We start from the raw sequence: 13,580 nt of genomic DNA, 5'->3' as shown, positions 1-13,580 counted from the left end.
GTAACTTTCTTCGTGAAAGCTTCATTCCAGTTGATCAAGACCGAAGTTAATGCAAATAACCACTATAGCCGCAAGTCGGGTTTCTAAAGGGGGCTATCCTGCAGAATCCAACATAGCCGTCCCGATTAGCTAGGATACGATCCAACACAAACAGTCGTACCGCGTCGATCACTGCTCCCGAAGCGCCTGCCATAGCCGGTACAACGTCGCCTTCACCGCTCTTAAACGTATCATCCCGCGATCGCCGCTTAGATGCGTCGTATGGACGAGCGTTTTCTTGCCCCGCTCCGCGATCGCGAAGTAGACGAGGCCGACAGGCTTGCCTTCCGACTCGGAAGGGCCGGCAACGCCTGTGAGCGAAACGCCGAAGTCCGTGTCGGCCAATTGCCTTACGCGTTCCGCCATTAGAGCAGCCGTCGACTCGCTGATCGCGCCCGGAGCGCCTTCCCCTTCGAGCTGCGTCATCGGAATGCCGAGCAACAGATGCTTCATCTCGTTCGTATAGGTTACGACGCCTCCCACGAACTCACCGCTGCTACCAGGAACGTTCGTGACGAGCTCGGCGAGCAATCCTCCGCTACAGCTCTCCGCGCAAGCCAGCTTGCGCCTCGAAGCTCTCAGGAGCTTAACGACAGCCTCTTCAAGCGGGATATCCTCCTTCGCATACAAATGCTCCCCGATTCTCGTTTTGATCTGATCTACCACATCGTCAATCTTCCGCTGCGCTTCCGCAAGGGATCCCGCTTTCGTCGAGACGCGTACCGCGACCTCGCCTTCCTTCGCATAGGGCGCGATCGTCGGATCGGTCTGCGCTTCGATGAGATCGATAAGCCGAGCCTCGAGGTTGGACTCCCCGATGCCGGCGAATTTCAGCAGGCGCGAATAGAGGGGCAGCTCTTCGTTCAGCTTCGATCGCAACCACGCCTCGCCGGGTCCGTCGATCATCGGCATCATTTCCTTAGGCGGGCCGGGCAGCAGCAAATAGAGCATGCCGTCCGCTTCCAAGCCATTGCCGACTGCAAGGCCTGCCGCATTATCGATCGCGTCGCCGCCTTCGATCATATTCGCTTGACGGCGATTGCTTTCGACCATATGCAGCCCTCTTGAACCAAACAACTGCTCAATGCGTTCCATGGTTGGCGCATGGATATAGAGCCCTCTACCCAAATAGTCGGCCAGCACATCCTTCGTCAAATCATCCTGTGTCGGACCAAGCCCGCCCGTAAAGACGAGCAGATCGGCGCGCGAGCGTCCAATCTCAATTGCTTTCCTTAACCTTGCAGCGTTGTCGCCGACAACCGTTTGATAATAGACGTCGATGCCAAGCGAAGCAAGCTTCTGCGATAAGTACCGTGCGTTCGTATTCACGATTTGGCCGAGCAGCAGTTCCGTGCCGACCGCAATAATTTCTGCCTTCATCCGCAGCCTCTCCTTTGCTACATGCGCGAGCTTTATAATATCCTACTATATGCAAAAGCATCCCTCCGTAAATCGGAAAGATGCTTTTCGGCTACTCTACGGGAATGAGACTCTTGTTCTTCACGAAATAATCGACACCGGAGTAGACCGTAATCGCTGCCGCTACCCAGCTTGCAATCACATCGAACGGAAAGTCGATGAAAGCGAACGGGAAATTGTTAATGAGCAGCGCAATAATCATCGTAATCTGGATTGCCGTCTTCCATTTGCCCCACTTGCTTGCTGCCATAACCGAGCCTTCGAGCAGCGCTACCTGACGCAGGCCCGTAACGGCAAACTCGCGGCTAATGATAATGATCGCAATCAATGCGCTCAACTTGTCCATTTCAACGAGCGAGATAAGGACGGCTGCAACAAGCAGCTTGTCCGCTAGCGGATCGAGCAGCTTGCCCAGATTGGTGACGATCTTGTTCTTGCGGGCGATGTAGCCGTCGAGCCCATCCGTGCTTGCCGCTACGATGAAGATGAGCGCTGCAACGATTTGATTGTATGTAATAGTGAAGTCGGCGAACGTTAGCGACCCCAGATCAACCCTCATAAGCAAAAACAACATAATAACCGGTACCAAAAAAATTCTGGCAAGCGTTATGCGGTTCGCCAGATTCATGCAATTCCCTCCCCGGACAGGTCAAACTCATAGGCATGCTTAACGCGAACCTTCTGAATCGAACCTATTTCTGCATGGCAATTCGATATGAATACTTCTCCGTCGATCTCCGGCGCGTCGTACATGGAACGTCCGATATAGACGTCGCTTCTGCCGTCGTACCGTTCGACGAGAACATCAATCTCCTTGCCGATATACTTGCTGCTATTGTCGCGCGAAACGAGCCGCTGCACTTCCATGAGCGTGTTGACTCGCCATTCTCTTACTTCGTCAGGAACATGATGCGGCAACCTAACGGCCGGCGTGTCCTCTTCGCTGGAGTAGGCAAATACACCCAAACGGTCGAACTTCATTTCTTTAACGAACTCGCATAGCTTCCCGAAATCTTCCTCCGTCTCGCCGGGGAAGCCAACGATCAAGCTTGTCCGAAGCGCAACATCAGGAATCGCTGCCCGGATCTTCGCAATAAGCTCACGCGTATCACGCTGTCTGCCAGGCCTGCGCATTCGTTTCAATATCGTATCCTCGCTATGTTGCAGAGGCATATCGATGTATTTGCATATTTTCGGATTGTTCGCGATGGTCTCGATCAACTCATCGGAGAAAAAGCCCGGGTAAGCGTAATGCAAGCGAACCCAAACGATTCCGTTAACCTCACTTACACGGTTAAGCAGCTCCGGAAGCATGAAACGATCGTATAGATCCGTTCCGTAATTCGTGGAATCTTGCGCGATCAAGCTGACCTCCTTCACCCCTTGCGAAGCCAGCAGCTCAACCTCGGCCAGTATCGATTCGATCGTGCGGCTTCTAAAGTTGCCGCGCATAATCGGAATGCTGCAGAATGTACAAGCGTTATCGCAACCTTCGGCAATCTTCACATACGCCGCATAGCGAGGTGTCGTCACCATTCTCGGCAATTCCTGGCTGTAATCGAATACCGGATTGCCCACCTTGATCGGTTTCTTGCCTCGCAGAGCCTCGTCCACAATATCGTTAATATGGTGGAAGTCGCCCGTTCCGACAATGCCGTCGATTTCCGGCATTTCCTCCATAAGCTGCTGCTTGTAGCGCTGCGTCAAGCAGCCGGAAACGATCAATGCCTTAAGCCGGCCCGTTTCCTTCAGATCAGCCATATCTAAAATCGTATTGACGGATTCTTCCTTAGCCGCGTCAATGAAACCGCATGTATTAACGATAATAACCGTCGCATCATCGGCTTCCTCAACTAAGCGATAACCGCGTTCATGGATCAAACCCGACATAATTTCCGAATCGACCAAGTTTTTCTCGCAACCAAGCGTTACTACTTTCACTCGTTCCGTCATCTGCACATCCTCCAGAATCTCATCCGTAGAACTTTGGCAAGCACTTATTAGTGTAAAACCTGCAAATGCTTCGAGTTCAAGTATAATACATGGTATTCTAAGTGTCAAAATCAGCCAATGCCGAACAAATTCATCGATTGCATGTAAAAAAATGCAAAGCCCCGCTTTGCGAACGAGCGACAAAGCGAGGCTCAGGTTGCTATGTAACGCAGCTCTGATTGCAAGCTTACCTGTAATTCATAAATTGCAGCTCAATCGGCAAATCCGCACCGCGAAGCAGTGCCATGACCGCTTGCAGATCGTCGCGGCTCTTGCCCGTCACCCGAATTTGATCGCCTTGGATTTGACTCTTTACTTTAAGCTTCGAATCGCGGATTAAAATATTAATTTTTTTGGATACGTCCTGCTCGATGCCCTGTCTTAGCTTAATTTTCTGGCGAACCGTACCGGCCGACGCGCCTTCGATTTTGCCGTAATCCATATTTTTGATCGGAACGCCGCGCTTGATCATCTTTGAAAGCAAGATGTCGATAACCGCCTTAAGCTTATACTCGTCATCGGAACCGACAACCAATTCTTCCTTCTCGAGAGCGATGCTGCTTTTGCTGCCTTTGAAATCGAACCTCGTCTCGATCTCTTTCTCCGCTTGCGATATTGCGTTTACGAGTTCGGCCATATCGACCTTCGATACAATGTCAAATGAACTTTCTGAACTCAACCCGAATCTCTCCTCTCGTTCCCTTTATTCAGACGTTGCCGAATCAGGCTCATTTCCCGTTCCGCCAGTCTCGTCCGTATCTGCCGCCGTATCCGTAGGTTCGCCGTTAGGCGGAGTGCTTGTTGATACGATCGGATTAATGAGCAGCTTCTTGGAACCTGCGCGGTCGCCATCCGGCACAGGAACGCCATCAACCGTAATTTCAGTCAGATCGGCGCGCCCGACATTTACATACAACTGCTGAGTGAGATCATGAGTCTCAATCGTTCCGTCGTCTGCGTTAGCCGAATACAGCTTCTCGCCCGTTGAGCCGCCTGCTCGAATTTCGAGCCAGCTCCTGCCGCCGCTAACCTTAATTTCCAGTTTATGCGTGCCTTCAGGACCGATATCGTACTTATCCGCCTTGCCGACTTTGCTTGCGAAAGTAACCGTTGTAGGCACTTGGGTTGGCACCGGCGTAGCCGTAGGCACCGGATTATCCGTAACCGTGCCGTTACCTGCGTTAATATTGTCGGTTGGAGGCTGCGAAGCATCGGTAATCGGCGTCTTCTGGTCAAGCTGATCTGCCGGATCAGGATCGCGATTAATAACGAACATCCACACGACGACAAAAATAAGAATGAGAAAACACCACATCATTAAGTTAAAACCGATTTTCCCCATCCGCTCCGAAGATTCCGACTTTAATCTTCGAGGAGCCCGTACAGGAATCGGCTCTGCCGCGTGTTCATTCTGCGCTGCAGGCACCTCATGCTGATAGAGGCGCAGCACTTCGTCGGGATCAAGTCCGACCGCTTCGGAATAGTTTTTCACGAATGCCCGTACGTAGAAGCTGCCCGGCAGAATGCTATGGTCTCCGCTTTCAATTGCTTCCAGGTAACGTTTGCGAATTTTCGTAGTCTCTTGAATATCATCCAACGACAATCCTCGCTGCTCCCTCGCTTTGCGAAGCAACGCGCCCAAATCAGACATTGAAATACCTCCTTCCTACCCTGCTTTAGAAGTCGTCAGTATAATTTGCGGTAAATTTTTCGTAAGAAATCTCTTCATCGGGGGAATTGCGCAACTCGACAATGATGTCGAAATGACTGTAATCATAATGGGACTCCTTCACGAAAATATCCGGATGTTCAATGACCTTCGTCGAAGGCATTGCCATTATTTCTTGAAGCAGCGCGTGATGCTTCTCATTGGAACGAATCGTGCTGACGATGCCGTCAATGATATAAATATTGTTCGGTTCCATTTCGTCCTCGGACAGCTGGCTCCGAACGGTCTGCCTAAGCAGTGTAGACGACACGAATGTCCAGCGCTTATTCGAGCAAACGCTGCCTGCAATGATCGATTCAGTCTTGCCTACGCGAGGCATGCCGCGAAGCCCGATCACTTGATTGCCGTCGCGCTTGAATACTTCGCCAAGGAAGTCGACCAATATGCCAAGCTCGTCTCTCGTGAAGCGGAACGTCTTGCGATCATCGGAATCGCGCTCGATATAGCGTCCGTGGCGAACGGCCAATATATCGACGATCGTCGGTGTCCGAAGCTTGTTAACCGTAATATTGTCAACCTTTTGAAGCATCTTGCCAAGCAGCTCGATCTTCTCGTCGTCATCCGTTTGCAGCAGCATCCCGCGCGTACGATCCTCGACGCCGTTTATCGTCATAATGTTAACTTCGAGCATCCCGAGCAAGGAAGCGATGTCTCCGAGCAAGCCCGGACGGTTTTTATGTATTTTGTACTCCATATACCACTGTTTTTTTTCCATTGCTTGCTGTCACCGTCCTAAATCTGAACATAATCGTAATGGTCATGCGGAAAATTATACGCCATAAAGCATTATTCTACAATTTTCATCACAATCCTGCAACCTCACATGAAACATTGCAGAAAAGCCTCCATATCGGAGGCTTCTCTGCTGCTTCAAATTGATTGCGACGATTACGCCTGCAATGGCACAGCCTTGCAGTTAAGATTTCTGGACGAGCTTCACCATCAAGCTGGCAAGCGCCTTGCGCTCACCCTCGTCGCCAGCATCCCATAGCTGCTTCAGAAGACGTTCTTCCTCGTTCTTGGGATCGACCTTCTCATCCAGAAATGAACCGATCTCGAAAGCCAAGCTCGCAATCGTCTCCTCGGTCATCCCCATATTCTTGGCATGCGAAACACGATCGGCCAAGAAATGTTTCCATGTAGCAAAGTTAGTAAGGACGGTTGTCATGACTCTTCGCCTCCTATTGGTGTGGAAAAGAATAAGCAACAGTCCTTATGATGCGATAATGCGGCAATGATTATTCAAGAAACGACGAATGCGCAACATTGGCTGCTTGTCCTATGTATGCCATCCGCCGTTCGGGCTAATAATTTGCCCCGTAATGTACGATGATTCCGGCAATGACAAGAAATAGACGAGCGATGCGATTTCTTCCGGCGAGCCGAATCGTCCTGCCGGAATTTCTTGCTGCAGAGCCGCCTTCTCCTCTTCATTGAAGCTGTTCATCATAACGGTGTCAACCGCTCCAGGCGCAACTGCGTTGACTGTGACGCCAGAGGGCGCCAGCTCCTTAGCCAGCGCTTTCGTGAAAGCGTTCATGCCGCCCTTGGTCGTCGAGTACAGAACCTCGCAGGAGGCGCCTGAGATGCCCCAGACGGAAGATACGTTAATAATGCGGCCGAATCGCCCGGCGATCATATGCGGCATGAATAGCTGGGAGCAGAGAAACATGCCCTTCAGGTTTACCGCCATTACATCGTCCCACTCCTGCTCGGTGACATCCATTAACATGCCGTAATGCGATATGCCTCCGTTATTTACCAAAATATCAGGCAGCATCCGATGGCTTTTCAACTTATCGTACATGCGCTCAAGCTGCTCTTTGGATCTTAAATCCGCTGAAATGGTCATTACATTCGCGCCTAGCGCCATGCATGTGCGAGCCGTTTCGTTGGCCGCCTCATGCGAATGCAAATAATGAATAACGATATTGACGCCCTCCGCTGCGAATCGTATGGCTATTGCCGCGCCGATTCCCCGGCTTCCCCCGGTAATCAAAACCGTCATTTGTTGCAATGTCTTCATTCCGCAGGCGATTGCACGATCGACACGGACATTTGATTAAAGTCGAAGTGCTCGATCAGCCGGGCATTGATCTGCTCGAGCGTGCAGCTTTCGTAGAACGCCAGCACGTCGAACATATCGCTGTCGCGGAAGCGGTATCTCGTGAATTCGCCGGCAATCGCTTCTGGGGAGTTAAGCATGCGAAGATAACCGCCGATTTTTTTTCGTTTGGAACGCTCGAACGCCGCAGGTTCAATGCCGGTCTTCAGCATGGCTTCCACGACTGCCTTGATTTGAGCGATTAATTCGTCCGGCTTCGGCGTATCGCCGCCAATGACCGAGAAGGAGTACCCGCTGCTCGAATTGAATTCATGGCCGAATGAGTCGGAAATCAAATCCTGCTCATAGAGGCTCTGATAAAGCTTCGAGCTTGGGCCGATTAGCGCCTCGAGCATAAGCTTCGTCTCTACCTCTTGACGAAGCAGCGCTTCGCCTTCAAGGCCGACCTCCTTCTCCTTAAAGCCGATCATCACTTTCGGAAGCGAGACAGGAAGCTCGGATACTTTGCGCGGTATTTTGACCGAAGAAGGCTCTTCGTCGAAGAAGCGCTGTATGTCGCCTTGCGGCTTGAATGTCTTGCTGGTCTGGTTAGCGCGGACTAGCTCGAACACTTCATCGGCCTTCACGCCGCCTACGACGAACAGCAGCATGTTGGACGGGTGATAAAACGTCTCGTAACAACGATATAGCGTTTCCTTGTCGATCTGGTAGATGGACTCTACCGTACCGGCAATATCGATATGCACCGGATGATTGTGGTACAAGGCATCGATTAAGCCGAAATATACGCGCCAGTCGGCGTTGTCGCGATACATGTTGATTTCCTGCTCGATGATGCCTTTCTCCTTATCGACATTCGTATCGGTGAAATAAGGATTTTGGACAAAATTAATGAGCGTCTCCAAATTTGCGTTAATCTGCTCCGTTGCGGAGAACAAATAGACGGTTCGATCGAAGCTCGTATAGGCGTTAGCCGATGCGCCCTGCGATGCGAATACGGCGAAGATGTCGCCTGTAGGCTCTTCGAACATTTTATGCTCCAGAAAATGGGCGATGCCGTCGGGCACCTTCACTGGAGATTCGCCGCCGACCGCAAACTTGTTATCGATCGAGCCGTATTTTGTAGAGAATGTTGCATACGTCTTATGGAAGCCTTCCTTAGGAAGTACGATTACTTCAAGCCCGTTATCCAGTATTTCGCGATACAGCGTCTCCTGTACATTCGGATAGTTCAACGTTTCCACCTATTATGCCTCCTTTCGATCACGCAAGAAGTAGACGGTATCCAGCTGCACCCTGTTCGCGACGCGGACGATATCCTCGGTCGTTACCGCTTGAACCTGTTCAAGCAGCTGCTTCGCACTGCGGTCATTGCCGGAAAGCACGCTGTTGAAATCGTAGGCGATCATTTCGTAAGCCGAATCCTGCAATTCGCGCAAATGGTTAGCGATCATCGCCTTGGTCTGATCAAGCTCCAGCTCCGTAATCTCGCCTTGTCGCAACGATTCAAGCTGCTCTTTAATAATCGTAACCGCTTTATCGTAGTTTTTGATTTCGATGCCGGACTGAATCGTGCAGATCCCTTTGTGACCGTCGAGACGGGAAGCCGCGTAATAAGCGAGGCTCTCTTTCTCGCGCACGTTAAGGAATAGCTTCGAATGCGGGTACCCGCCAAGAATGCCGTTATACATAAGCGTTGCCGGATAGTCATCGTCGGCGTAACCAACGCCGGTGCGAAGGCCCATATTGAGCTTGCCTTGATTCACTTCCATCTTGTCGACAACGGTTTTGACCTCGCCCACTTGATGGCTGACGTCCGGCAAGCTGTAGCCTGCCGGCTTACCCGGCTTCAGCTGGAACGCTTTGGCTACAAGCTGGGTTACTTCCTCGAGCGTCGTATCGCCTACGACATACAAATCAAGAGCGGCTTGCTCCTGCCAGCGTTCATAATGTTCATACAATGAAGTCGGCGTAATCTCTCCGATTTCTTCCAGCTTGCCAAGCGGATGAAGCCGATAGGGCTCATCCTTGCACATCTCTTCGAGACAACGTTCGGCCGCATAGCGGATCTTATCGTTAACGATCGACTCGAGACGCTTGCGCAGCGTTTCTTTCTCGGCATCGACGTATTTGATTCTGAATGCATCCCGCTCTTTGGCAGGATCGGTGAATACTTCACCTAGGAAAGTGATTGATTCGTCAAGCAGCGGAACGTTGCTGGAGACGAACCGATCGTTAATGACATCGAGGCGGAACTGCACGATCTGCGCATCGCCCCTCTTATAAACATCGAAACCAAAGCCTGCGCCATACAAGTCGTCCAACCGTTCGCGGAACGCAATCGTCTCCGGCGTGCTTGCCGTGCCTCTGCGAAGTACGAACGGGATGAGCGCAACAGGCGTCACGTTGTCTTCCTCGAGAGGAAGCCCTGCAAATAACGATATAGCAAACGTCTTGAATCGTTTCGTTGGCATGACATGAAGCCGAATGCGCTCCAACTGCCCTCTTTCGAATTGGGTCACTCCGATTGTCTCCTTTCGCTCCTGCAGCTATGTAAATACGTAAAGTAAATCTATTCCATAAGACCTTCTGCTATACCATTCTACCCTATAGGAAATGGAAGAAGCAACCGTCGCTGCGCAAGGCAGTAGCGGCTGCTTCCTCTCTCTGGCGGCATGTGATTTACATGCAAAATATGTGTTTGCCGATCGTCTTGATCTGCGTACGCGTCCAGATCCACTTCGACGTCGCCGTGACCGGATTAAAGTAGTAGAGACAGCCGCCGGACGGATCCCAGCCGTTGATCGCATCCTCTACCGCTTCCTTCGCTTTCTCATTGGGCGTTAAGTAAATCTGTCCATCCGCAACGGCCGTAAAGGCTCCAGGCTGGAATATAACGCCATAGATCGAATTCGGGAAGCTCTGCGACTGCAAACGATTCAATATAACGGCCGCAACCGCAACTTGTCCTTCGTACGGCTCTCCGCGCGCTTCGCCATATACGGCGTTCGCCATAATCTTCAGATCGTTGTCGGTCAGACCAAGCCGATTAGACTTACCAATCGTTGCATCGCCGGTCGCGCCGCCTCCGCTGCCGCCTGTAGATGGTGAATCAGCAGTCGGCTTCCAAGCCTTCGTAGCTTCCCACAGCTTCAGCTTCGTCTTAGCGCCGACGACACCGTCCGACTTAAGACCGAATTTCCATTGGAACCAGGTTACTGCATTTTTGGTGGTTGATCCGAATTGCCCGTCGATCTTGCCGTTGTAATAGCCCAAATATTTCAAACGACCTTGCAATTCGTAAACATCCTTGCCCGAGGAGCCTACCTTGAGCGTTGCGCTGCTGAACGTTTCGGCTGCTTCATTCGTATGGCTTCGCAGCAAGGAGAAGGTGCCGAACAAAACGAGCACGATCAACGATGTCACCACAATCAAACGATTTTTCATGAGGGATCTGCCTTTCTCTTGCAAGTTAGTTCGCTAAAGTGAGCGTTACCTAACCTTATTATGAGAAAGTAATCCCGCTTCTATGCACTTCTGCCAGCTTCTCCAATTGAATACAGCTTATGAGCCGGTCTTTCCCGCTTGGAATTGCTCCATCGTCATCAATACTTCACGCGGCTTGCTGCCTTCGTAAGGACCGACGATCGACTTCGCTTCCATCTGGTCAATGAGCCTTGCCGCTCTCGTATAGCCGATACGCATCCGCCGCTGCAGCAACGAAACGGAAGCCTGCTTCGCTTCAAGAACGATTTGCACCGCTTGATCGTATAGCTCGTCGAGCTGCATCTCGTTGCTTGACGAGTCGTCCTCGATCTCGGGAACAAGGTCTTCCTTGTATTCCGCTTCAGCTTGTCCTCGGGCGTAATTAACGAGTACCTCGACCTCTTGGTCGGAGAGAAAAGCGCCCTGCACCCTTATCGGTTTCGACATGCCGACCGGAAGGAACAGCATATCGCCGCGTCCTAGCAGCTTCTCTGCCCCGACCATATCGAGAATGGTACGGGAATCGACTTGGGACGATACGCCGAACGCGATACGAGACGGTATATTCGCTTTAATGACACCGGTTATAACGTCGACGGACGGCCTCTGCGTAGCGATAATTAAGTGAATGCCGGCGGCGCGCGCCATCTGGGCAAGGCGGGCGATCGAATCCTCTACGTCATTTGCCGCAACCATCATCAAGTCTGCAAGCTCGTCTACAATAACGACTATGTAGGGAAGTACCGCGGCCGGATTGTCGACCATCAATGTATTGTAACCTTCGATATTTCGCGTCGCTGACTTGGAAAATAGTTCATAACGCTTCTCCATCTCGACAACGATTTTCTTGAGAGCAAGAGAAGCTCTGCGCGGATCGGTAACGACGGGTGCGAGCAAATGCGGTATGCCATTATATACGTTAAGCTCTACCATCTTAGGATCGATCATAAGAAACTTCACTTCGTCCGGCGTCGCCTTGTACAAGATGCTTGTAATGATGCCGTTGATACAGACGGACTTGCCTGACCCCGTAGCCCCTGCGACAAGAAGATGGGGCATCTTAGCCAAGTTGCCGATGATCGGTTGCCCGGAGATATCGCGGCCGAATGCAATCGATAGTCTCGATGTCGCATTCTGGAACGGGACTGTCTCCATGACTTCCCGCATCGTAACAACCGACACTTCCATATTAGGCACTTCGATGCCGATTGCCGACTTTCCCGGAATCGGGGCTTCCATCCGAATGTCCTTCGCCGCAAGAGCAAGCGCGATATCATCCGTTAAGCTGACGATACGGCTGACCTTTACGCCCGTAGCGGGCTGAACCTCGTAACGCGTAACGGCTGGCCCGCGTACGACATCAAGCACGGTTGCCTTAACGCCGAAGCTCTCCAGCGTTGCTTCAAGCTTCCGCTTCGAGTCGTATTTATCGGTAGCATCCGTGCCCTTGCCCATAAGACTTGGTTTCGTGAGCAGCGAGAATGGCGGCAGCAAGTACGGCTTCTCTACCGGTCTTTCCTCCGCGATCGGTCTTCGCGGCGCATGTTCGTCGCCACCAGCAGAAATGACAAGTGCTTCGGATGTTTCGCCGGGACCAATGTCTGCGTCTAAATCTGAAGAATCATTCACTCCATCTACATCAATAAGAGGAATACCGTCGGTGTCGTTACCATCAGATGGATAATCATCGCTAACCGTTTGCTGCTGCCAAGGCATCGGCTCCTCGGCTGTTTGCGTCCGCCAAGCATCATTCTGTACAGGTTCAGTTTGAGCAGGCGCTTCATGAATAATCGTCTCGCCACGTTCCCATGGAGGGCTCTCTTCTCCAGGTTCAGCTTTATCTCCAACCTCGCCGGATTTCTCCCACGGCTGATCGAGGTCAGTCTGCCAAGACGGCCTGCCGCCGGTCTGCCCCGCGTCGTTAGACGGTTCGAAAATCCATTCGTCTGAAGGCTCGTCCTTATCGGCAGGCGTATCCTGCGCATGGTCTTGCCTCCAAGAGAAGAACAACGATTTTTTTTTCTTAGGTTTAATGATTTCATAATCGGCGTATTCATCATCGTCGTCAATAATCTGAACGTCATCTCCGTCTGCTGCAACGGGACCATTGGCGGCGGCGGCGGCCCGGAGTGAAGATCTCTTTGCCCATTTTGCCATAAGCAGCTTAATCATATTGCCTGTCCGTTTCTTAATAATACGGCCAAGCTCCACGTAGGACTTGCCTGTCATCAACATAAGCGATATAGCAAACATTACAAGTAGAATGAGCACCGTTCCATAGTAGCCGAATAATGAGAATAGCATGGAATATTGCAGCGCTCCGACATACCCGCCGCTGATGGCCTTATCCCTAATCGAAGGGTCAGGTTCCGTTAGTTCCGGATCGGATGTTGGCGTTGACAGCAAGCCCATTCGAATATCGGTGCTTAATTGGGTCAATATAATGCTTCCCGATAACTCGGTGGTCGGTCGAAGCTTCTTATCGATCTCCGTTATCGAGCTCCATAATGTTAAAGCTAACACCAGAATGAACAAGCCCGTTTTCCGGTTCGACCACCCTTTCGGCCAAATCCGCTTTACCATGACATAAAGACCGACATATACGCCGATTAGAGCAAGCACGAAATAGAACTTGCCAAGTACAAGTCCGAACAATTTGGATAAGGATCGCCCGACGGTTGCTTCTCCAGACAAAGCGATAATTGAAATCGTTATGAGCAATATGCCATAAACTTCATATTTTAATTGTGCGGCTATCGATTTTTTGCGTTTCCTTCTTTTCGCCAATTCCGTCACCTCTAGTAAAACATTATACCATAGGTGGGGAAATGTTCCTATGAGACGATGGTA

At 51.2% G+C, this 13,580-nt stretch carries 12 protein-coding genes; all 12 read right to left on the bottom strand.

What is annotated here, in order from left to right:
* Positions 1–168: 168 nt before the first annotated feature.
* The 12 genes from J2T14_RS09280 to J2T14_RS09225 all read right to left on the bottom strand — a co-directional run bounded on the left by J2T14_RS09280 (position 169) and on the right by J2T14_RS09225 (position 13,517).
* Entirely contained in the window at positions 169–1,419 is a 1,251-nt protein-coding gene (locus J2T14_RS09280) for a competence/damage-inducible protein A (RefSeq protein WP_307470059.1), read from the bottom strand.
* 91 nt (positions 1,420–1,510) lie between these two features.
* A complete protein-coding gene (gene pgsA, locus J2T14_RS09275; protein WP_307204118.1) occupies positions 1,511–2,086 on the bottom strand; it encodes a CDP-diacylglycerol--glycerol-3-phosphate 3-phosphatidyltransferase in 576 nt (191 codons plus the stop codon).
* The gene (rimO, locus tag J2T14_RS09270; protein WP_307470056.1) at positions 2,083–3,411 is read right to left on the bottom strand and encodes a 30S ribosomal protein S12 methylthiotransferase RimO; all 1,329 of its coding nucleotides are present in this window, start codon (positions 3,409–3,411) and stop codon (positions 2,083–2,085) included. Before rimO ends, pgsA begins: the two co-directional genes overlap by 4 nt.
* Before the next feature lie 226 nt (positions 3,412–3,637).
* Positions 3,638–4,129: a YajQ family cyclic di-GMP-binding protein gene (locus J2T14_RS09265; protein ID WP_307204116.1), complete on the bottom strand. Its 492-nt coding sequence runs from the start codon at positions 4,127–4,129 to the stop codon at positions 3,638–3,640.
* Between the two features lie 24 nt (positions 4,130–4,153).
* Positions 4,154–5,101 carry a helix-turn-helix domain-containing protein gene (locus J2T14_RS09260; protein WP_307470054.1) on the bottom strand — a complete coding sequence of 316 codons (948 nt, stop codon included), beginning with the start codon at positions 5,099–5,101 and terminating at the stop codon, positions 4,154–4,156.
* Positions 5,102–5,126: 25 nt separating this feature from the next.
* Positions 5,127–5,894: a DUF3388 domain-containing protein gene (locus J2T14_RS09255; protein WP_307204113.1), complete on the bottom strand. Its 768-nt coding sequence runs from the start codon at positions 5,892–5,894 to the stop codon at positions 5,127–5,129.
* Positions 5,895–6,095: 201 nt separating this feature from the next.
* The gene (locus J2T14_RS09250) at positions 6,096–6,347 is read right to left on the bottom strand and encodes a DUF3243 domain-containing protein (protein ID WP_307204112.1); all 252 of its coding nucleotides are present in this window, start codon (positions 6,345–6,347) and stop codon (positions 6,096–6,098) included.
* Between the two features lie 111 nt (positions 6,348–6,458).
* Positions 6,459–7,205, bottom strand: coding sequence for an elongation factor P 5-aminopentanone reductase (gene ymfI / locus J2T14_RS09245; protein WP_307204111.1), 747 nt, complete (start codon positions 7,203–7,205; stop codon positions 6,459–6,461).
* Positions 7,202–8,488, bottom strand: coding sequence for an EF-P 5-aminopentanol modification-associated protein YfmH (gene yfmH / locus J2T14_RS09240; protein ID WP_307470051.1), 1,287 nt, complete (start codon positions 8,486–8,488; stop codon positions 7,202–7,204). The genes ymfI and yfmH overlap by 4 nt, the downstream gene beginning before the upstream one ends.
* A gap of 3 nt (positions 8,489–8,491) precedes the next feature.
* Complete coding sequence (yfmF, locus tag J2T14_RS09235) at positions 8,492–9,772, bottom strand: EF-P 5-aminopentanol modification-associated protein YfmF (protein WP_307470415.1); 1,281 nt, start codon at positions 9,770–9,772, stop codon at positions 8,492–8,494.
* 154 nt (positions 9,773–9,926) lie between these two features.
* Entirely contained in the window at positions 9,927–10,691 is a 765-nt protein-coding gene (gene sleB, locus J2T14_RS09230; protein WP_307470048.1) for a spore cortex-lytic enzyme, read from the bottom strand.
* 117 nt (positions 10,692–10,808) lie between these two features.
* Positions 10,809–13,517 (bottom strand): FtsK/SpoIIIE family DNA translocase, encoded by a 2,709-nt coding sequence (locus J2T14_RS09225; RefSeq protein WP_307470045.1) that lies wholly within the window; start codon positions 13,515–13,517, stop codon positions 10,809–10,811.
* Between the last annotated feature and the right edge of the window lie 63 nt (positions 13,518–13,580).

This window comes from Paenibacillus harenae (assembly GCF_030812415.1).
Classification (GTDB): domain Bacteria; phylum Bacillota; class Bacilli; order Paenibacillales; family Paenibacillaceae; genus Pristimantibacillus; species Pristimantibacillus harenae_A.
Note: the sequence above shows the minus strand (reverse complement) of the source record. Positions and strands in the feature narration are given on the sequence as shown.

Excerpts from the sequence above, each read along its gene's own strand:
- J2T14_RS09280 (WP_307470059.1), bottom strand. The coding sequence starts at position 1,419 with ATGAAGGCAGAAATTATTGCGGTCGGCACGGAACTGCTGCTCGGCCAA.
- pgsA (WP_307204118.1), bottom strand. The coding sequence starts at position 2,086 with ATGAATCTGGCGAACCGCATAACGCTTGCCAGAATTTTTTTGGTACCG.
- rimO (WP_307470056.1), bottom strand. The coding sequence starts at position 3,411 with ATGACGGAACGAGTGAAAGTAGTAACGCTTGGTTGCGAGAAAAACTTG.
- J2T14_RS09260 (WP_307470054.1), bottom strand. The coding sequence starts at position 5,101 with ATGTCTGATTTGGGCGCGTTGCTTCGCAAAGCGAGGGAGCAGCGAGGA.
- J2T14_RS09255 (WP_307204113.1), bottom strand. The coding sequence starts at position 5,894 with ATGGAAAAAAAACAGTGGTATATGGAGTACAAAATACATAAAAACCGT.
- J2T14_RS09250 (WP_307204112.1), bottom strand. The coding sequence starts at position 6,347 with ATGACAACCGTCCTTACTAACTTTGCTACATGGAAACATTTCTTGGCC.
- ymfI (WP_307204111.1), bottom strand. The coding sequence starts at position 7,205 with ATGAAGACATTGCAACAAATGACGGTTTTGATTACCGGGGGAAGCCGG.
- sleB (WP_307470048.1), bottom strand. The coding sequence starts at position 10,691 with ATGAAAAATCGTTTGATTGTGGTGACATCGTTGATCGTGCTCGTTTTG.